Genomic DNA, 19,138 nt, shown 5'->3' on the forward strand with positions numbered 1-19,138 from the left:
GCCGTCGTCTCCTCGTAGTTGGCCACTTGCCAACGTTACCGACCTACCCGTGTCGATGGGAGTTTCCAGCCGACCGAAAATGCGCCCGCGTCCAGTTCAGCCCACCAGGGACGGAAGGACCAGATCTCGGTAGCGCTGTTTCATCGTCTCGATCACTTCGTGGCCGTCGGCGGCCCAGACCGCGGCATTGAAGATTTCGACCTCGACGTCGCCGCGGTACCCGGCGCTGCGAACCCACCGACCGATAGTCGCGAAGTCGATGACGCCCTCGCCCATCATGCCCCGCGACAACAGCGGATCGGCGGTCATCGGGTTCAACCAGTCACACACCTGATACGAGCTGATCCGCCCGGACGCGCCGGCGTGGGCGATCTGTTGTTCCAGGGTCGGATCCCACCAGAGATGGAAGGTGTCGACCACGACACCCACGGTCTGCGCCGAATACCGCTGCGCCATCGACAATGCCTGTGCCAGTGTGGAAATCACCGCACGGTCCGCGCAGAACATCGGGTGCAGCGGCTCCAGGGCGATGCGCACGCCGCGTTCGGCGGCATACGGAACCAGCACGGCGAGCCGCTCTTCGACCCGTGCCCGCGCGGCGGCGAGGTCGCGGTCGGGAATGCCGCCCATCACCATGACCAGTTCGCGCGTGGCCAGTGTCGCGGCGTCGTCGATGGCGCGGCGGTTGTCGTCGAGTGCCGCCCGGCCGTCGCCCGGCTCGGTCAGGAAGCCGCCGCGGCACAGACTGGACACCCGCAACCCCGCGTCGGCGACGATCTTCGCCGCCGCGGCGACCCCGATCTCGTCGACCCGGTCGCGCCACAGTCCGACCGCGCCCAGCCCGGCGCGGGCTGCCCCGTCCACCGCCTCGGCCAGGGTCCACCTCTTGGTCGTCGCCGTGTTCAACGACAACGACCGATACGGATCGGCCAGGTCGTATGGCATGTGCTGTGCCGCAACCGATGTCATGAGCCGAGTCCGTTCAGTTCGAGGTAGATCCGCATGCGGTGCGCGGCCAGTTCCGGGTCCGACAGCAGCCCGGCCTTGTCCGCGAGCCGGAACAATTCGGCCAGATGCGGCACGGATCGACCGGTGGACAGCCCCGCCACCATCGAGAAGCCCGCTTGCTTACCGTTGAGCCACGACAGGAACGCGATCCCCGTCTTGTAGTAGTACGTCGGTGCGGCGAAGATATGGCGCCCGAGTTCCTGTGTGGCGCCGAGGATCTGCGACGCGCGCGCCGCATTGCCGTTGTCGAGTTCCTGCAACGCGGTGGACGCGACCGGGTAGATCGCCGCGAAGATGCCGAGCAGGGCATCCGAATGTCCCTGTGCGTCACCGATGATCAGCTCGGGGTAGTTGAAATCGTCGCCGGTGTAGAGCCGGACCCCGTCGGGCAGCGCGCGTCGCAGTGCGATCTCGTGCTCCGCGTCGAGCAGGGAGACCTTGACTCCGTCGATCTTCGACCTGTTGTTCTCGATGAGCGTGCGGAAGGTCTCGGTGGCGGTGTCGATATCAGCGCTGCCCCAATAGCCGTGCAGCGCGGGATCGAACATGGTGCCGAGCCAGTGCAGGATCACCGGACGATCGACACCGGCCAGCAGTTTCTCGTAGACCTGGAGGTAGTCGGCCCTCGACTGCGCGACCTGCACGAGTGCCCGCGAGGCCATCAGGATCACCTGCGCGCCCGCCTCGGTCACCACGTCGATCTGCTCGCGGTAGGCATCGACGATCCTGGCCAGCCCCGCCGATCCGGACGGGAGTCCGGCGAGGTCGAGTTGATCGGTTCCCGCACCGCAGGCGAGTCTGCCGCCCACCGAGGCCGCCTCGCCGCCCGATCGGCGGATCAATTCCGCGGTCGCCCGCCAGTCCAGGCCCATCCCGCGCTGTGCGGTGTCCATCGCATCGGCCACACCGAGTCCGTAGGACCACAATTCGTGCCGGTAGGCCAGCGTCGCTTCCCAGTCGACGGCAGCGGGCGCGCCCGGCGTGTTGTCGCCTGTCGCACGCGGAATCACATGCGCGGCAGCGAAAGCCACGCGCGAGGTGATCGGTCGTTGCGGTCGCGTCCACACACCTGGCGCCCCGAGAACGTACGGTTCGAGCCTGCCGTCGATGGGCAGCACCACCGACACACCCGTGGATGTCGCGGTCACAGCGTGACCTCCGGGATCTCGATCCGACGGCCTTCGGCGGAGCTGCGCAGTCCCAGTTCGGCCAGCTGAACCCCGCGTGCGGCCGACAGCAGCCCGTAGCGGTGCGGCCGTTCGTTCACCACGTCGGCGAGGAACTCCTCCCACTGCAGCTTGAAGCCGTTGTCGAGCTCCGCGTTCGCGGGGACCTCCAGCCATTGATCGCGGAACGGCTCGGTGACCGGGAGATCGGGATTCCAGACCGGCTTGGGCGTATGCGAGCGGTGCTGGGCAACGCACTTGCGCAGCCCGGCGACGGCGGAGCCGTGTGTTCCGTCGATCTGGAACTCGACGAGCTCATCGCGGTACACGCGCACCGCCCACGACGAATTGATCTGGGCGACAACGCCGTTCTCCATCTCGAAGATCCCGTAGGCGGCATCGTCGGCGGTGGCCGGATAGGGCTTGCGCTGTTCGTCCCAGCGGGTGGGGATGTGGGTCGTCGCCTTCGCGGTGACCGCCTCGATCTTGCCGAGCAGGCCCTCGAGCACGTAGTTCCAGTGACAGAACATGTCCACGACGATGCCGCCGCCGTCTTCGGCCCGATAGTTCCAGCTGGGTCGCTGGGCAGGTTGACCGTCGCCCTCGAAGACCCAGTAACCGAATTCGCCGCGCAGCGAGAGGATTCGACCGAAGAAGCCTTCGTCGACGAGCCTGCGCAATTTCACCAGGCCGGGTAGGTAGAGCTTGTCGTGCACGACCCCCGCGGTGATGCCCGCGTTCGCGGCGACCCTGGCGAGTTCGACGGCCTCGGCCAGTGTTTCGGCGGTCGGCTTCTCGGTGAAGACGTGCTTGCCCGCCTTCATCGCCGCGGTAAGTGCCTCGGCGCGACGCGAGGTGACCTGCGCGTCGAAGTAGATATCGATCGACGGGTCGGCGATCACCGCGGCGGCGTCGGTGCTCCATTCGGCGATGCCGTGTTCTTCGGCGAGTTCGGCCAGCTTGGCGGCATTGCGGCCGACCAGGATCGGCTCGACCTGGACGCGGGTGCCGTCCGCGAGCAGCAGGCCACCGCCGTCGCGGATCGGCAGGATCGACCGCATCAGGTGCTGGCGGTAGCCCATGCGACCGGTGACGCCGTTCATGGCGATGCGGAGCGTGCGCGGGGGAGTGGTGGAATCGGGCATTGGTATGTGCCTCTTCTGATTTGCGTGGCTGACGACCGCAGAATGGGTCGTGGACGGTGCGGATGGACCCGCACACATCGAGTGGACAAGTCAGCGTCGGAATGCGCTTTCCAAGCTATGCTAGTCACGAAGTTCGGTCAACCCCCGCGCACCGAGAGAACGAGGCACCAAGCCATGGCGGCTGTGAGATTGCAAGACGTCGCGACCCGGGCCGGCGTCTCCCAGGCGACCGCGTCCCGCGTGCTCAACGGATCGTCGCGGGTGCCCGGCGAAGGCGTCGCCGACCGGGTTCGCGCGGCCGCCGCCGAATTGGGTTATGTGGCAAACGCGCAGGCCCAGGCGCTCGCGCGGTCGTCGACCGGGCTCATCGGACTGGTCGTGCACGATATCGCCGATCCCTACTTCTCCTCGATCGTGCAGGGTGTGCAGACGGCGGCGCGCCGGGCGGGCAAGCTCGTCCTGCTGGCCAGCACGCAACGCGATTTCGATATCGAACGCGAATCCGTGAGCACCTTCATCTCGCACCGCGCCGATGCGATCATCCTGGCCGGTTCACGCCAGAGCGGCGATCTCGACCGCGATCTCGAGAAGGAATGCGCGCGGTATCTGGACAACTGCGGCAAGGTGGTCGTGATCGGCCAGCCGCTGTCCTTCGGTGCGGCCGTGGAGCCCGAAAACCGGGTGGCATCAGCGGAATTGGCGCATGCGCTACTCGCGCAGGGGCACCGGGACTTCGCCCTCATCGGCGGGCCCGGCCACATCAGAACCGCTGTCGACCGGCGCAACGGCTTCGTCGAAGCGCTCGCGACGCAGGGCGTGACGCCGCTGGTGGAGATCGCGGGCGACTTCTCCCGTGACGGTGGTTTCAGCGCCGCTCGGCGCCTCTCCGCGGCGTTGGAACTGCGTCCCGGCCAGGTCGACACCGCCGCGCCCTGTGTCTTCGCCGTGAGCGACGTGATGGCGATCGGGGCGATCGCGGCATGGCGTGAGCTCGGCCTCGCGGTCCCCGACGACGTCTGCGTTGCCGGGTTCGACGATATCCCGACGCTGCGTGACCACGTGCCCGGCCTGTCGACCGTCGCGCTGTCGCTGGTCGACATCGGCGAGCGCGCCGTCGCGCTCGCGCTCGACGACTCGGCAACGGCCTCGCAGGCACACGAATTCGCGCCCGGTCGCGTGATCCTGCGCGACAGCACCGTTTTTCGGCCTGCCTGACCTGCGACAATTCGAAACCCTTGACACTGTGTGGCCGGTCACACTAGCCTCGGTCCCAGCTTCGGAAAGCGCATTCCCAGCGGGTGCAGTTCGAACCCCGCTCCACTACTAGCTTTAGGACTCCAGATGGCGGTAATCACGTCCGTCGAGGCCAGTTCCTCCGCGCCGAAAGCGACGCAACCCGTCCGCACTCGGCGCCGAAAGCTCCCATCCCTCGCCACTCTGTGGTCGACCGTGTGGCGGCCGCTCGCTCTGGTGGTAGCGCTCATCGCCGCATGGTGGGCCGTCACGAAGTTCGAGCTCGTCGAGCCCTACATCCTGCCGTCGCCGGCGGATACCTGGCGCACCACCGTCGACAACTCGACCTACCTGCTCGAGAACACCTGGGTCACCACCTACGAGACCGTGGTCGGGTTCGTCATCGCCGCGCTGATCGGCGAAGCCGTCGCCCTGGTGATGATCTACTCACGCGGCATCGAGCGAACGATGTATCCGCTCATCCTCTTCGCCCAGGTGATCCCGAAAATCGCGATCGCACCTCTGTTCATCGTCTGGCTCGGCTTCGGCACCAGTCCCAAGATCCTGGTGGCCGTGCTGATGGCGTTCTTCCCGATCGTCATCTCCGGCATGGCCGGGCTTCGCTCGGTGGATCCGGAAATCCTCGAACTCACCTCCACCATGGGCGCGAGCAATTGGAAGACCTTCGTGAAGGTGCGCTTTCCCGCATCGCTGCCGCAACTGATGTCCGGGCTCAAGATCGCCGCCACCCTCGCGGTCACCGGCGCCGTCGTCGGCGAATTCGTCGGCGCCAACGAGGGACTCGGCTACGTGATCCTGCAAGCCAACGGAAATATCGACACGGCGATGCTGTTCGCCGCCCTGATCATCATGTCCATGCTGGGCATCATCCTGTTCGCGATCATCGAAATCGCCGAGCAGTTCCTCATCCCATGGCACGCCTCCCGTCGATCCACGGCCTCGGTCGTCGGTGGCGCATGAGCAACTGGAGAACTCGCATGAAATTCCGAACTCGCACACTCACGATGATCGGCGCCGCCGCGGTGGCCTCGATGGTGGTATCGACCGGCTGCGGAGGCGGCGGCAACGAGGCCAAGGATCCCGGGACCGACGGGAAGACCACCGCGGTGTCGCTGATGCTCAACTGGTACCCCTACGGCGAGCACGCCCCGTTCTATTACGGGGTGCAAGAAGGCATCTTCGCCAAGCACGGCATCGACCTGAAGATCTCGGCCGGGCAGGGCTCGACCAAGACCGCGCAGGCCACCGGTTCCAAGCAGACCGACTTCGGCTGGGCCGATACCCCGGCCGTCCTCAGCAATATCGACAAGGGCGTCAAGATCAAGAGCGTCGGCGTCTTCCTGCAGACCACGCCGTCGGCGGTGCAGGTGTTCGCCGATTCGAATATTCGGACGCCGGCCGATCTGGCGGGCAAGACCATCGCCGTCTCCGCGGGCGACGCGCCGACCACCACCTTCCCGGTCTATCTGGACAAGGCGGGCGTCCCGGCTGATCAGGTGACCCAGCAGAGCCTCGACTCGGCGGGCAATGTCGGCGATGCTCTCGGGTCGCGTCGACGGGCTGATCGGCTTCGCGCACGACCAGGGCCCCACCATCGCGAACAAGAGCGGCAAAGAGGTTCGCTACCTTCGGTATTCGGACCAGGGGCTGAACTTCTTCAGCAACGGCCTGATCGCCAACCAGGCCACCATCGAGTCCTCGCCCAAGCTGGTACAGGCCATGGTGGACGCGACGAGTGAGGCCTTCGCCGCCGCGGTCGCCAAGCCTGAGGCCGCCGTCGCGGCGATGGAAGGCAAGGATCCGCAACTGCCGCCGCAGCAGGTACTGCTGCAGCAGTGGCAGCAGACCATCCCGCTGCTGAGCACCCCGGAAACCGCGGGAAAGGCGCCGGGAACCAATGTCGAAGCGAATTGGCGCGCCACGGTCGCGGTTCTCAGCCAGGCGAAGCTCCTCGACAAAGCCGAGGACCCGGCCAAGTATTGGGACTCGAAATTCACGCCGACCAGCAAGCCGTGACCGGAACAGGTGACGATATGAGCACACCCACCATCGCCCACACCGATACCGCAGTCGCGGTCGATGATCTGACCGTACGGTTCGCGTCCAAACGCGGCGAGGTCACCGCCCTGCACAATGTGGATCTCCAGGTCCGCCCCGGCGAATTCGTGTCGATTGTCGGCCCGTCGGGCTGCGGCAAGTCGACGCTGCTGAAAGTCGTTGCCGGTCTTACCGAAGCGAGCGGGGGCAGCGTCGAACTCCGCGGCGCCCCCGTGCGCGGGCCGCAGCGCAATATCGGCTACGTCTTCCAGCGAGCCGCACTGCTGGAATGGCGGACCGTCCGCAAGAACATCCTGCTCCAAGCCGAGATGCGGGGCATGAACAAGCGAGCCGCCGAGGCCGAATGCGCGCGTCTGATCGAGATGACCGGACTCAGCGGGTTCGAGAACGCCCTACCGCACGAACTCTCCGGTGGTATGCAGCAACGGGTTTCGCTGTGCCGGGCCCTGCTGCACGAACCGGAAGTGCTGCTGATGGACGAGCCGTTCGGCGCACTCGACGCGCTCACCAGGGAACGGATGAACGTCGAGCTGCATCGGATCTGGCGGGAAACGGGCACCACGGTACTGCTGGTCACCCATTCGGTGGCCGAGGCCGTGTATCTCGCCAATCGCGTGGTGGTGATGAGTCCGCGGCCGGGCCGGATCATCGAATTGCTCGACGTCGACCTGCCCGCGCACCGGGACTACGCCACGACGATGGAGACGCCGGAATTCATCACGGTCGCCAACCGGGTCCGGGATCTGCTCGGCTCGGTGGCGCAAGCGGACTGATAGGAAGTCATTCGCGTGAGGGTTCTGGTTGCCCCGGACAAATTCAAAGGAAGCCTGACCGCCGCCGAGGTGGCCGACCGGTTGGCGGAGGGCTTGGCGTCGGCGGGCGTCGACAGTCATCGAATGCCGCTGGCCGACGGCGGTGACGGGAGCGTAGACGCCGCGATAGCGGCCGGTTTCGCTGCTCATCCGGTGACGGTGGCCGGGGCCGCTGGTACCCCGAGGTACGGGCGGATCGCGGTCGCCGGCGGCACCGCCGTGGTCGAGGTCGCCGGTACCTGCGGCTTCGCCACCCTGCCGAGCGGTCGCCTGCTGCCGCTGGATGCGAGCAGTCTCGGGATGGGACAGGCCATCTCGCAAGCTTTGCGGTTTCGGCCGCGGCGGCTGGTGCTGGCCCTCGGTGGCAGTGCCAGCACCGACGGTGGAATGGGACTGCTCGCCGCGCTCGGCTTCACCTTCGTCGATGCCAACGGTCGGCAACTGCGCGCGTGCGGACGGAATGCGGCCCGCGTCCACACCGTCGACTGTTCCCGGGCGGTGAGGCTGACCGGGGTCGACATCGTGATCGCCAGTGATGTCACCAATCCCTTGCTCGGACCGGACGGTGCGGCGGCCGTATACGGGCCGCAGAAGGGGGCGACCGACGCCGAGGTGGCGTTCCTCGACGCCGCTCTGAAGAATCTCGTCCGAGCGTTCGGCCGTAGTGGCTACCCGGACGCGATGGCTGTCGCGGCCGCCGCCGGGGCGGGCAGCGCGGGTGGGATCGGTTTCGCCGCGCTCTTGCTCGGCGGCACGATCGTGTCCGGCGCCGAGTTCTTCCTCGAATTGTTCGAGTTCGATCGGCACCTGCCCGGTTTCGACCTGGTGATCACCGGGGAGGGAAGTATCGATGAGCAGACAGCGAACGGAAAACTGCCTGCGGTTCTGGCCCGGCGCGCCCACCCTGTTCCGGTGGTCGCCGTAGCGGGTCGGAGCACGTTGTCCCCGGATCGATGGGACGCGGCGGGATTCACCGGCATCTATTCCCTCGGTGACTACACCATCAGGGATACCGCCGGTGACCCCGAACTGACTCGACAGCTGCTGACCCGGATCGGCCGCCAGATCGGCCGCGCCACAGCCGTGTCGGCGGTTCCCGTTGCGCGCCCCAGCAATTCGGGGCGTGCGCGGCGCGAGGACGCACGGCACGGTTGAGCCATGAACAAGCTCGTGGCGTCGTCCGCCCTCGCTCTCTTCTTGCTCGCATCCGCCGTCGGCGCGAGCTCCGCGCATGCCCAGCAGCCGGTGGCAGACAGCGGCTCGTCGAGTCTGGACGTGCTCTGCAGCCCGGTCGGCGGCCTGTTGGTCGCGGCGGGCAGTGCCGAGAATCGGTATGGTCCGCTGCTCGTCATGGTGTGCCTGAACCGATAACCCGGACTCGGTGACGGCGCGGCCGGCTATCCGCCGAGCTGTCCGACGACGAATGCCGCGGCGTGGTCGCGGGTGTCGTTGAGGAAGTACGCGACATGGCCGTAGCTCGCGGCATTTCCGAACCCGGCGGCCGGGTCGCCGCCCTGGCAGACGCGGTCACCGGCATTGCAGAAGTCGCGCAGGCGGTCGGCGAATTCGGTGAGCGCGCCGCCGCGCAGCGCACCGGTCCCGGACAGGGCCGGATCGAAGTTGCCACGGTTGTAGGGCTCTGCGCCGTTGAACAGAGGGCTACCGAACAGTGCGATGGCGTCGATTCGCGCGGCCGCCTGGTCTGTCAACGCGGTTCGCGCGGCGAGGGAGTTGCCGATAACGCGCGCACCTTGGGAGTAGCCGAGTAGGACGAGCCGCTGGTCAGGGCACGCGGCGGCGGTCTCGTTCAGCAGCGCGGTCAGATTCTCGACACCGCGCACGGCGCTGTCGGGGGCCGTCGAGGCCGGATACTCGAGTTCGGTCACTGTGGTGCGGCGGCCGGATTCCTGGGCGATCCGCCCGCCCAGTGGAGTGAGCAGGAGGCTGCCGAACTGCGGTTCGAGGGTGCCCCGCACGGTGACGACCCGGACCTCCGCGCAGCCGTCGGGCTGGGGGGCCGGCTCGGCTGCCGCAATCGGGAGGGTAGGCAGCGCTAGTGCTGCGGTGACTGCTGCGGTCGAACACAGCAGAATTCGACATTGTCCACGCACCCGGCCACTGTATTGCGCCCACAGGCCGCATTCAGCGGTTTCGAACTGTTCGGTCAGGACGCGGTTCCGCCGACGTCGTCGAGCCTTTTCGGATCGGGGTGATCGGTAGCAGGCATCACGACCAACCCCTCGGCGATCTCATCCCAAAGGGGTGAGGACTTTCGGTTATTGCGGGTTGAGACTCGAATCGAGCACCGCTGGGGTCAAGGACGGGCTGCACCTGACGGGGTTCGTCGGCACGACGGTTCAGCGCTCACCGAAGGTCCTCGGCATCGCGGTCTGAAGCGGAGTACCCCCGAAATCTACCGAGCAGAACCAGGAGCCGACCATGGCGGAAGAACCGAAGGCAGGTCGGACGAACTTACCGATACCCGATCGCCAACACCTGGGTTTGGTGACCTATGACGCCAAAGATCCCCAGACGTCCTTTCCGCCGATCGAGACGTTGCTGCCGCCAGAAGGTGCACCGAATGTGCTGGTGATCCTGCTCGACGATGTCGGGTACGGTGCCAGCAGCGCCTTCGGCGGGCCCGCGGCGACACCGACAGCCGAACGCCTGCAGCGCGGTGGCTTGACCTACAACCGCTTCCACACGACAGCGCTGTGTGCCCCGACCCGCGCGGCGCTGCTCAGTGGCCGCAACCATCATTCGGTCGGCATGGGGATGATCACCGAGACCGCGACCGCGGCACCCGGGTCCTCCGGCCTGCGACCGAACACCAAGGCCGCGCTGCCGATGACGTTGAAACTCAACGGTTACTCGACTGCGCAGTTCGGCAAGTGTCACGAGGTGCCGCCATGGCAGACCTCACCGGTCGGCCCCTTCGACTCGTGGCCGACCGGCGGTGGAGGCTTCGAGCACTTCTACGGATTCATCGGCGGTGAGAACAACCAGTACTACCCAGCCCTCTATGAGGGAGTCACCCCGGTTGAAGCGGCCAAGACGCCAGAAGAGGGCTACCACCTCACCGAAGACCTCGCCGATCGCACCGTCGACTGGATACGAACCCAGAAAGCGCTGGCACCGGAGAAGCCGTTCTTCGTGTACTTCGCACCGGGCGCCACGCATGCGCCCCACCATGTCCCTGCCGAATGGGCCGACAAATACGTCGGCAAATTCGCCGACGGCTGGGATGCCCAGCGCGAAGCGATCATTGCCCGGCAGAAGGAACTCGGGGTGGTACCGACTGATGCCGAGTTGACGCCCCGACCAGACGTGATCCCGTCGTGGGCGGAGATGAGCGACGAGCTCAAGCCCGTCCTGGAACGGCAGATGGAGGTCTACGCCGGATTCCTCGAGCACACCGACTTTCACATCGGCCGTGTCATCGATGCGGTGGAATCCGTCGGTGCTCTCGACAACACGCTGATCTACTACATCATCGGCGACAACGGTGCTTCGGCAGAAGGCACTGTCAACGGTGCCTTCAACGAAATGGCCAACTTCAACGGGCTGGCCGCTATCGAAACTCCGGAGTTCATGGCCGAGGTCAAGGACAAACTCGGCGGGGCCGATGCCTACAACCACTATTCAGTGGGGTGGGCGTGGGCGATGTGCACGCCCTTCCAATGGACCAAACAAGTCGCCTCACACTGGGGCGGCACCCGTAACGGCACCATCGTGCACTGGCCCGACGGGATCACCGGCAAAGGTGAGATCCGCTCTCAGTTCACCCATGTCATCGACGTGGCGCCCACGATTCTCGAAGCGGCGCGGATTCCTGAGCCGATGTTCGTCATGGGCGTTCAGCAATCGCCGATCGAGGGCGTCAGCATGAACTACAGCTTCGATGACCCCGATGCCCCGGAACGGCACGACCTGCAGTATTTCGAAATGGCCGGTAACCGGGGCATCTACTTCCAGGGTTGGAGCGCGGTCACTCGACACAGCACACCGTGGCTCCCCGACGAAGAACTCCCGGCCCTCGACGACGACGTCTGGGAACTCTACGACGGGAACGTCGACTGGACTCAGGCCAGGGACCTCGCTGAACAAGACCCGGAGAAGCTCGCCTACCTCCAGCGATTGTGGTTGATCGAGGCCGTCAAATACAACGTCCTGCCCATCGACGACCGTCGGTTCGAACGGCTGAATCCGACCATCGCCGGACGCCCGGAGCTGATCAAAGGCACCACGCAAGTGCTGTTCCCTGGGATGAAGCGACTCAGCGAGCACAGCGTCATCAATATCAAGAACAGGTCCTTCAGCGTCACCGCTTCGATCGAAATACCCCGAGAGGGTGTCACCAGCGGTGTGATCATCGCCCAAGGTGGCCGATTCGGTGGTTGGGCGCTGTATTTCACAGACGGACATGCGGCGTTCGTCTACAACCTACTCGGCATGGCCGAGTTCACCACTGTCGCAACCGAACCCGTCACCTCCGGGGTCCATCAAGTTCGCGCCGAGTTCGCCTACGACGGAGGTGGGCTGGCGAAAGGTGGTGATCTGACTTTGTTCCATGACGGCGTTCCGGTCGGAAACGGCCGAATCGAGCAGACTCAGCCTATGATTTTCTCCGCGGACGAGACCACCGATATAGGCGAGGACTACGGGATGCCCGTCAGTGCCGCCTATGCCGGTGCCAGCAAGTTCACCGGCCGAATCGATGTCGTCCAGATCGACGTCGGCGACGACGACCATTCCCACCTCATCGATCCCGCTGATATCTCCCGGGTCGCGATTTCGCGGCAGTAGTCCACTGATCTCACCTTTCGCTCTCACCTTTCGCACAGTGGGGATTCGTCCGTGGACGGGACGCCACATCGAAGGAGCATCGTGAATGCCTCATCCGGAGCTGATGAACCTCTGAACGCTTCCGAGCGCGAGGAACTCGAGCGTCTGCGGCGGGAACGCGCGGAGCTACTCGGCAACGAAACCTCGACCGCGGGCCGCACACAAGCGTCCGGCCATCGGAAGTTGCGGTGGACGGGTGCGGCGATACTGCTGGTGCTGGTCGTCGTCCTGTCTTTTTTCGCGGTCCTGGCCCGCTACACCCACAACGAGGTCCTCGATTCCGACCGCTATGTCCAGAAGATGGCGTCGCTGGGATCGAATCCGGTGCTGCAGGGCGAACTCACCGATCGGATCACCAAGGAGATCGTGACCCGCCTCGACGTCGAGGCCGTCACCGCCGACGCACTGCGGTCGATCGCCGAAGAGGCTCCTCGGGTGCCGCCCGCCGTGGTCGGGCTGGCGCCGGTGATCGCCGATCAGGCCGAGACGTTGGTGCACCGGACGGTGGAATCGTTCGTGGCCTCGGACCGATTCGAAGCCCTGTGGATCGAGGCCAACCGGCGGGCGCACGAGCGGCTGGTCGCGGTGTTGACCGGGCATACCCGACCTGGTGTCGAGATCAGTGACAAGGGCGTGGTCAGCATCTCGCTGGCCCCGATCATCGACCGGGTCCGCGCCGCGTTGATCGATCGGGGATTCGCGTTCGCGAACGAGATCCCCACGATCGACAAGTCGTTCGTGCTGTTCGAATCGTCCGAACTCGCCACGGCACAGCGGGCGACCTCAGCGTTGGACAAGGCCTCCTCGGTACTGCCCTGGTTGGTGCTGTTGGTTGCCGCGGCTGCGGTGTGGGTGTCACCGAAAGGCGCACGCCGACGGGCCATTTCGCTGGTGGGAGTCAGTATCGCGGTGGCGATGGCGCTGCTGGCCGTGGCGATCGCGCTCGGCCGGTCGCTGTATATGGGGGCCATCCCGGCGGAGGTCCTGTCCCAGCAGAGTGCCGCGGTATTGATCGACACGATGCTGGTCCCGCTGCGAACTATGTTGCGGGCGGTTTTCGTGCTGGCGGTGGTGGTCGCTGTCGTCGGCTATCTCACCGGATCGTCGGGATCGGCGGTCGCGGTCCGTGGCGCGGGTGTGAAGGCGCTCGACGCGCTGCGTGTACCGAAGAACGGTCGGGCACCGTATCCGTTCGAGTCCGCGGTCGCGCGGTTCAGGGTTCCGCTGCGGGTGGTCATCATCGTGATCGCGGTGGCGACCCTGGTGTTCTGGCCGTACCCGTCGGGCGTGGTCGTGGTGGTGACCGTGCTCGTCGCGGTAGCGGCCCTGGTGGTGGTGGAGTTGATCGCTCGACCGGCGCTGGTGGAACACGACACACCGGATGCGGCGGCGGTGCTCACCCGCAACGAGTGAGCACCACCGACGTCACGAGATCGGCTTCATCGCCCCCGCCTCCAATGCCGAACGGATCACCGTGGCTCCGTGCTCGACGGATTCGGCGATCGGTGCGGCGAGCGCTTCGGGAAGAACATCGGTGTGCCAGATGAACCGCGTCCTGCCGTCGGCCTCCGGTACGGCCTGCATCCAAGCATGGTGATGCGAGGGGTGCAGACTCCCGCCGACCACGGTGTAGGCGACACGCCTGCTCACCGGATCGAGGTCGACGAGCCGTTCGGCGACGACGGTGCCGTCGGCGAAGGTGACCGTGCGGGTGTCGGCGTCGAGCCGGGTATCGGTGACGAAGCCGGGAGCGAGTCGTTGATGGACAGCGCCGAAGTCGCGCAGTACATCCCAGACCGCGTCCGGTGCGGCGTCGACGAGAAACTCTTTGTGAACAGATGCCATGGTGTCCTCCTGGTCAGGCCGCGGGGTTCGTGCCCACTCAGCTTTCAGTCCCGACCGGTCCCCGGTCTTGAAGATCTTTGCGGGGTCGATGTGTCGTAGCTTCGGCGTACGGTCAGCCCATGCTGTGCGCCGTACCCCTTGCCGCCCGGCCGGATTTCACCGTGACCACGGTGACCTGCCACGCCGACCACACCCGATGGTCGGCGCCGGAGGCTTGCGGGGAGCACCGCCTCGTTCTCGTGCGGCGCGGTAGATTCCGGCGTCGAGCCGACGGCGTCGAGGCAGACCTGGATCCGACTTTCGGCTACCTGGGCGCACCCGGGGAGGAAGAACGGTTCGCCCATCCGGCGGGTGGGGACGTCTGCACCTCGGTGAGTATCGCGCCCGAGTTCTGGGAGGGACCGACGGCCGCGCGAGCGGTGTACATCGACGCGCGCGTCGAGCTGGCCCATCACCGGTTGCTCGGTGCCGCCACCCTCGGCGATATCGATTACGCGCTGACCGAGGAGCTGCTCCGGCTCGTCGCTGTCGCCACCGGCCGGTCGGCCCCGCGTCCCCGTCCTGCCGACCAGGCGATGGTCGCCGCCGCGCGCCACGCGATCCTCGCCGGTGCACCCGAAGCCGCTGGGTTGCGGTCGCTGGCCGAACTGCTGATGGTCTCGCCGTACCGGCTGAGCAGGGTGTTCTCCCACCGCATGGGTGTCTCACTGACCCACTATCGCAACCGGGTACGCGTCGGCCAGGCACTCGATCGGCTCACCCACGGCGACACCGGCCTTGCCGATCTCGCCGCCGACCTCGGTTTCGCGGACCAACCCCACCTGACTCGAACCGTCCGCGAGCACCTCGGCCACACCCCGGTCGCGCTGCGCCGACTACTGACTCGGCGAGCGGCCGGGCTCGACGGGTAATGATTTGCAGTTTCTGAAATATTGCAGTTTGTGCTAATTTATTGACGTGACTCAGGAGTCGGCCAAACAGGCCTCGATCGGGCTGCGCGAACAGAAGAAGCAACGGACTCTGCTCGATCTATGCCTGGCGGCACGGCGGTTGGCGGTCGAGCACGGGCTGGATGCGACGAACATCGACGACATCGCCAAATCGGTGGGTGTCTCCTCGCGCACCTTCTTCAACTACTACGACACCAAACTCGACGCGGTGGTCGGCCCGATCGAGGAGATCGGCACGCCCGAAGCCAGGCAGCAATTCGTCGCAGGCGGTCCGACCGGTGTGCTCATCGAAGACCTCACCTGGCTGCACGCTGCGGGCTTTCAGCCGGAAAACGAAGTGCGCGAGGGTATCTCGCTGATCACCAAGCTGGTGATGGCCGAGCCGAGGGTGCTCGCGGCGTTCATCGCCTCCGGCGCTCGGATGGAGGCCGCCACGGCCGAACTCCTCGCGGCCAGGCTCGGGGCCGACGTCGCTCCCGAATTCGCCTCGCTCACTGCGGGAATCATGACCACCATCACCACGCGGGCGGCGATGTCGCTGGCCGCGGACCCGAACGGGTCGCTGGCCGCAGCGCTGCACGAGCACTGCGCCATGGCCGCCCGGCTGTTCGATCGGCCGGACGACAGCACAAGGGAGACGCTCCGATGACCACGACGGCCGACTCGCCGCCCACCCCGATCGTCCTGACGCAGAAGCGGATCTGGCTGATCTTCTCCGCTCTGATCGCGGGCATGTTCCTGGCCAGCCTCGATCAGATGATCGTCGGCACCGCGATGCCGACGATCGTCGGCGAACTCGGTGGGGTCTCCCACATGGCCTGGACCGCCACCTCGTATCTGCTCGCCACCACCATCGTGATGCCGATCTACGGAAAACTCGGCGACATGTTCGGCAGGCGCTGGCTGTTCTTGTTCGCGATCGCCGTGTTCACCGCCGCCTCCATCGGCGCCGCCGCGTCGACCGGGTTCTGGGAATTCATCGCCTTCCGCGGCCTGCAGGGCGTCGGCGGCGGTGGTCTGATGATCCTGGCGCAGGCCATCATCGCCGATGTGGTGCCCGCCAAGGATCGCGGCAAGTACATGGCTCCGATGGGCGCGGTTTTCGGTATCACCTCGGTCGCCGGACCGCTGCTGGGCGGTCTGTTCGCCGACCACCTCGACTGGCGGTGGTGCTTCTGGATCAATGTGCCGATCGGCCTGGCCGCGCTCTTCATCGCCTTCCGCTACCTGAACATCCCCAGCCATCGCCCCAAGTCCCGGCCCGACTACCTCGGCATCGTGCTCATGTCGAGCGCGACCACCTTGCTGATCCTGATCACCGACTGGGGCGGCAAGCAGTACGACTGGGGCTCGACGGTGATGGTGTCGATGCTCGCCGCCTTCGTCGTGGTGGTCGGAGCCTTCGTGTTCGTCGAGTCGCGCGCCGCGGAGCCGATGCTGCCGCTGTGGCTGTTCCGCAATCGGACCTTCGTGCTGACCTCACTGATCGGTTTCCTCGTCGGCCTGGTGATGTTCGCGGCGATCGGCTTCATCCCGACCTACCTGCAGATGGCCAGCGGTACGTCCGCCTCGGTGTCGGGCCTGCTGCTGATCCCGATGATGATCGGCATGATGCTCACGCTGATCACCTCGATGAACGCGATCACCAAAACCGGTCGCTACCGGGTGTATCCGCCGATCGGCGCCGCGCTCATCGCGATCGACATGCTGTGGCTGACGCGTCTGGACGCCAACACCTCGATGTGGCTGGTCTCGGCCATGCTGTTCGTCATGGGCGCGGGCCTCGGCCTGATCATGCAGATCATCGTGCTCGTGGTGCAGAACGCGGTGGCTCCCGACCAGATCGGCACGGCGACCAGCGCGAACAACTACTTCCGCGAGATGGGTGGCGCACTGGGCATCGCGATCTTCGGCTCCATCTTCACCAGCAGGCTGACCGAGAATCTCACCGGCGCGTTCCAGGCGAACTGGCAGGAGGCGATGGCGGCGAAAATCGACCCGAGCGCGCTGATCCCCTCGGTGGTCAAGAACCTGCCGGACAAGCTGCACGACGCGATCGTCGGCGCCTACGTCGACGCGCTGGTCCCCGGATTCTGGTACCTGATCCCCGGCGCGGTGCTCGCCTTCGGACTCGCATTGTTCATCCCGCACCTGACGCTGTCCGACGAGGCGGGCATGGTCGCGCGCGGTGAAGCCGTCATGGAAGAGCCGGAACCGGAACCGGAACTGGTCAAGGAGGGCTGAGCACGCCGAAAAGCGCCCGTCACACCACCTGGTGTGACGGGCGCTTTTCGTGGGTGAGGTCGGTGATCAGGAATTCTGATGTGCGGCGTCGAGCAGGGGCTGCCCGATGACGCCCATCGCTTGCGAGGCGCCACCGAGCACCCAGCCGCCGTCGGCGGGCAGCACGACGCCGGAGATGAAGTCGGCGAGCGGGGAGGCGAGGAATCGGCAGACGTTGGCGACGTCGCGGGGGGTGCCGTAGCGGCGCAGCGGGACGCTGTCGGTGACCAGGGCCCGATCCTGCTCAGTCGGCGCCAGGCGGGCCATACCCTCGGTTCCATCGATCGGGCCGGGGATCACGCCGTTGACGCGGACTCCCTGCGGACCCCATTCCAGCGCCAGGACCTTGGTGAGCATGTCGACGCCTGCCTTGGCGGCACATACGTGCGCCTGGGTGATCGTCGGCAACTCCGACTGCGGTGCCGAGATGTTGATGACCGAGGCGCCCGGCTTGCGCAGGAATGGGTAGCTCGCGCGCAGGACGTTGAACGTGCCGAGCAGATCGATGTCGACCACCGACTTGAACCCGTTGGCGGACATGCCGAGGGCGGCGGCGGGGAAGTTGCCTGCCGCACCGGAGATCATCACGTCGAAGTCGCCGAACTGCTGATGCACCGATTCCAGGACCGCCTCGGTCGCGCTGTAATCGCGGACATCGGCGCTCCCGCCGATCGCCTCGGCGCCGAGCGCGCGCAGCCGTTCGACGGCCGCGTCGACCTTGTCCGCGGAGCGACTGAGCACCGCGACCCGAGCGCCCGCTCGCGCGAAGTCCTCGGCCACACCGAGATTGATGCCGCTGGTCCCGCCCGCGACGACGACGACCTTGTCGGTCAGGTCGATCTTCTGGATGAATTCTGACTCCATGCGAGGCAGACTATCAGTAGTACGAACTATTACTTCTCGCGATTATCGGCCGTGGTGGCCGATGCAGGGGTCCGTCCCGACTACTATCGGTCTGCTGTCCAGTCCAGAAATCGAGGTTTCCGCCAGTGACCGAACCGTTGATCCCGGAGATGGTCGCCGACCACACCACCTGCCTGCTGATCAAGCTCGGACAGGTGATGTTCCGAGTCAGTGAGGATCGGCTCGCCACGCTGGGGCTGCGGACGCGGCACTTCATGATCTTGAAGGTGCTGGCCGGCGACAAGGCCAGCTCTCAGCTCGAGCTGGGCACGCGCTTGCGCATCGACTCGACCACGATGGTCGCCGCGATCGACCATCTGGAGGCAGCCGGGCTCGCCGCCAGGATTCGCGATCACCGCGACCGCCGACGGTTTCTCATCGAGATCACCGAGAAGGGGATGCGCGCGGTCGAGCAGGCCGACGAGCTGGTCGGCACACTGAACAACGACCTGCTCGACGGCCTCGATCCCGATGAGCGCACCAACCTGCACCGAGCGTTGCTGGCGCTGAATTCCGGCGATGCGCTGTCGCTGGCCTACGACGCCGTCCGGCAACGCTGACATCTGAGACGGCTGGTGCTGTCGGCCGCGAAGCGTAATCAGTGCCGGCTCATCCGGTCCCGACCAGGTAGGCGAAGGTGAGGACGCCGAAGACAGCCGTTGCCCACAGCCCGCATGCCAGTCGCAACCACAGCGGAGCCCGGCCGACCTCCATGTAGGAGCCGATCACCAGGACGACTTTGCCTGCTGTGAGCACGAGGACCACGGCGGCAACGATTCTCGAAGTGCTCGCCGCCGAGCTCTCGGACCAGGAGGCGATCGTGCACGTGATCAGGGCGAGCCAGACGATCATGTTCTGTTTCGACACGA

Annotated in this window: 19 protein-coding genes and 2 pseudogenes; 14 read left to right on the forward strand and 7 right to left on the reverse strand. The window is 66.1% G+C overall.

What is annotated here, in order from left to right:
* Positions 1–96: 96 nt before the first annotated feature.
* From OHS03_RS07150 to OHS03_RS07160, 3 genes are read right to left on the reverse strand one after another with little or no spacing between them, the layout of a single operon-like run.
* Entirely contained in the window at positions 97–969 is an 873-nt protein-coding gene (locus OHS03_RS07150) for a sugar phosphate isomerase/epimerase family protein (RefSeq protein WP_328661726.1), read from the reverse strand.
* Positions 966–2,156 carry a dihydrodipicolinate synthase family protein gene (locus OHS03_RS07155; protein WP_328661729.1) on the reverse strand — a complete coding sequence of 397 codons (1,191 nt, stop codon included), beginning with the start codon at positions 2,154–2,156 and terminating at the stop codon, positions 966–968. Before OHS03_RS07155 ends, OHS03_RS07150 begins: the two co-directional genes overlap by 4 nt.
* Positions 2,153–3,319, reverse strand: a complete 1,167-nt coding sequence (locus OHS03_RS07160) for a Gfo/Idh/MocA family protein (RefSeq protein WP_328661730.1) — start codon at positions 3,317–3,319, stop codon at positions 2,153–2,155. The genes OHS03_RS07155 and OHS03_RS07160 overlap by 4 nt, the downstream gene beginning before the upstream one ends.
* A 174-nt stretch (positions 3,320–3,493) precedes the next feature.
* Here OHS03_RS07160 and OHS03_RS07165 point away from each other — a divergent pair, with 174 nt between their 5' ends.
* The 8 genes and pseudogenes from OHS03_RS07165 (at position 3,494) to OHS03_RS07200 (ending at position 8,814) form a co-directional block, all read left to right on the forward strand.
* A complete protein-coding gene (locus OHS03_RS07165) occupies positions 3,494–4,534 on the forward strand; it encodes a LacI family DNA-binding transcriptional regulator (protein ID WP_062981991.1) in 1,041 nt (346 codons plus the stop codon).
* Positions 4,535–4,660: 126 nt separating this feature from the next.
* Complete coding sequence (locus OHS03_RS07170; protein ID WP_062981989.1) at positions 4,661–5,533, forward strand: ABC transporter permease; 873 nt, start codon at positions 4,661–4,663, stop codon at positions 5,531–5,533.
* A gap of 155 nt (positions 5,534–5,688) precedes the next feature.
* A pseudogene (locus tag OHS03_RS07175) lies at positions 5,689–6,027 on the forward strand (ABC transporter substrate-binding protein); the annotation flags it as partial.
* Positions 6,028–6,109: 82 nt separating this feature from the next.
* Positions 6,110–6,289, forward strand: a pseudogene (locus tag OHS03_RS07180) (ABC transporter substrate-binding protein); the annotation flags it as partial.
* A 3-nt stretch (positions 6,290–6,292) separates the two neighbouring features.
* Positions 6,293–6,589: a hypothetical protein gene (locus OHS03_RS07185; RefSeq protein ID WP_328664540.1), complete on the forward strand. Its 297-nt coding sequence runs from the start codon at positions 6,293–6,295 to the stop codon at positions 6,587–6,589.
* 17 nt (positions 6,590–6,606) lie between these two features.
* Complete coding sequence (locus tag OHS03_RS07190; protein WP_063003930.1) at positions 6,607–7,404, forward strand: ABC transporter ATP-binding protein; 798 nt, start codon at positions 6,607–6,609, stop codon at positions 7,402–7,404.
* A gap of 15 nt (positions 7,405–7,419) precedes the next feature.
* Positions 7,420–8,598 (forward strand): glycerate kinase, encoded by a 1,179-nt coding sequence (locus tag OHS03_RS07195; protein WP_328661733.1) that lies wholly within the window; start codon positions 7,420–7,422, stop codon positions 8,596–8,598.
* 3 nt (positions 8,599–8,601) lie between these two features.
* The gene (locus tag OHS03_RS07200; RefSeq protein WP_328661735.1) at positions 8,602–8,814 is read left to right on the forward strand and encodes a hypothetical protein; all 213 of its coding nucleotides are present in this window, start codon (positions 8,602–8,604) and stop codon (positions 8,812–8,814) included.
* A gap of 26 nt (positions 8,815–8,840) precedes the next feature.
* On the opposite strand, the gene OHS03_RS07205 is transcribed toward OHS03_RS07200, so the two are convergent.
* Positions 8,841–9,554: a cutinase family protein gene (locus OHS03_RS07205; RefSeq protein WP_328661738.1), complete on the reverse strand. Its 714-nt coding sequence runs from the start codon at positions 9,552–9,554 to the stop codon at positions 8,841–8,843.
* A gap of 328 nt (positions 9,555–9,882) precedes the next feature.
* On the opposite strand from OHS03_RS07205, the gene OHS03_RS07210 reads away from it, so the two are divergent.
* A complete protein-coding gene (locus OHS03_RS07210; RefSeq protein ID WP_328661740.1) occupies positions 9,883–12,249 on the forward strand; it encodes an arylsulfatase in 2,367 nt (788 codons plus the stop codon).
* Positions 12,250–12,330: 81 nt separating this feature from the next.
* Positions 12,331–13,701 (forward strand): hypothetical protein, encoded by a 1,371-nt coding sequence (locus tag OHS03_RS07215; protein ID WP_328661743.1) that lies wholly within the window; start codon positions 12,331–12,333, stop codon positions 13,699–13,701.
* A 12-nt stretch (positions 13,702–13,713) separates the two neighbouring features.
* On the opposite strand, the gene OHS03_RS07220 is transcribed toward OHS03_RS07215, so the two are convergent.
* The gene (locus OHS03_RS07220) at positions 13,714–14,133 is read right to left on the reverse strand and encodes an SRPBCC family protein (protein ID WP_328661745.1); all 420 of its coding nucleotides are present in this window, start codon (positions 14,131–14,133) and stop codon (positions 13,714–13,716) included.
* 119 nt (positions 14,134–14,252) lie between these two features.
* On the opposite strand from OHS03_RS07220, the gene OHS03_RS07225 reads away from it, so the two are divergent.
* The 3 genes from OHS03_RS07225 to OHS03_RS07235 are packed head-to-tail and all read left to right on the forward strand — an operon-like array spanning position 14,253 to position 17,327.
* Positions 14,253–15,044 carry a helix-turn-helix domain-containing protein gene (locus tag OHS03_RS07225; RefSeq protein WP_328661747.1) on the forward strand — a complete coding sequence of 264 codons (792 nt, stop codon included), beginning with the start codon at positions 14,253–14,255 and terminating at the stop codon, positions 15,042–15,044.
* Between the two features lie 46 nt (positions 15,045–15,090).
* Positions 15,091–15,732, forward strand: a complete 642-nt coding sequence (locus OHS03_RS07230; protein WP_328661749.1) for a TetR/AcrR family transcriptional regulator — start codon at positions 15,091–15,093, stop codon at positions 15,730–15,732.
* On the forward strand, positions 15,729–17,327 hold the full coding sequence (locus OHS03_RS07235) for an MDR family MFS transporter (protein ID WP_328661751.1): 1,599 nt from the start codon (positions 15,729–15,731) through the stop codon (positions 17,325–17,327). The genes OHS03_RS07230 and OHS03_RS07235 overlap by 4 nt, the downstream gene beginning before the upstream one ends.
* A gap of 66 nt (positions 17,328–17,393) precedes the next feature.
* On the opposite strand, the gene OHS03_RS07240 is transcribed toward OHS03_RS07235, so the two are convergent.
* Positions 17,394–18,230: an SDR family oxidoreductase gene (locus tag OHS03_RS07240; protein WP_328661753.1), complete on the reverse strand. Its 837-nt coding sequence runs from the start codon at positions 18,228–18,230 to the stop codon at positions 17,394–17,396.
* Between the two features lie 125 nt (positions 18,231–18,355).
* On the opposite strand from OHS03_RS07240, the gene OHS03_RS07245 reads away from it, so the two are divergent.
* The gene (locus tag OHS03_RS07245; RefSeq protein ID WP_328661755.1) at positions 18,356–18,829 is read left to right on the forward strand and encodes a MarR family winged helix-turn-helix transcriptional regulator; all 474 of its coding nucleotides are present in this window, start codon (positions 18,356–18,358) and stop codon (positions 18,827–18,829) included.
* A 49-nt stretch (positions 18,830–18,878) separates the two neighbouring features.
* Here the strand turns inward: OHS03_RS07245 and OHS03_RS07250 are convergent, their stop codons facing one another.
* Complete coding sequence (locus OHS03_RS07250; RefSeq protein WP_328661757.1) at positions 18,879–19,136, reverse strand: cytochrome C oxidase subunit IV family protein; 258 nt, start codon at positions 19,134–19,136, stop codon at positions 18,879–18,881.
* Positions 19,137–19,138: the final 2 nt, after the last annotated feature.

The organism is Nocardia salmonicida (genome assembly GCF_036142455.1).
Classification (GTDB): domain Bacteria; phylum Actinomycetota; class Actinomycetes; order Mycobacteriales; family Mycobacteriaceae; genus Nocardia; species Nocardia salmonicida.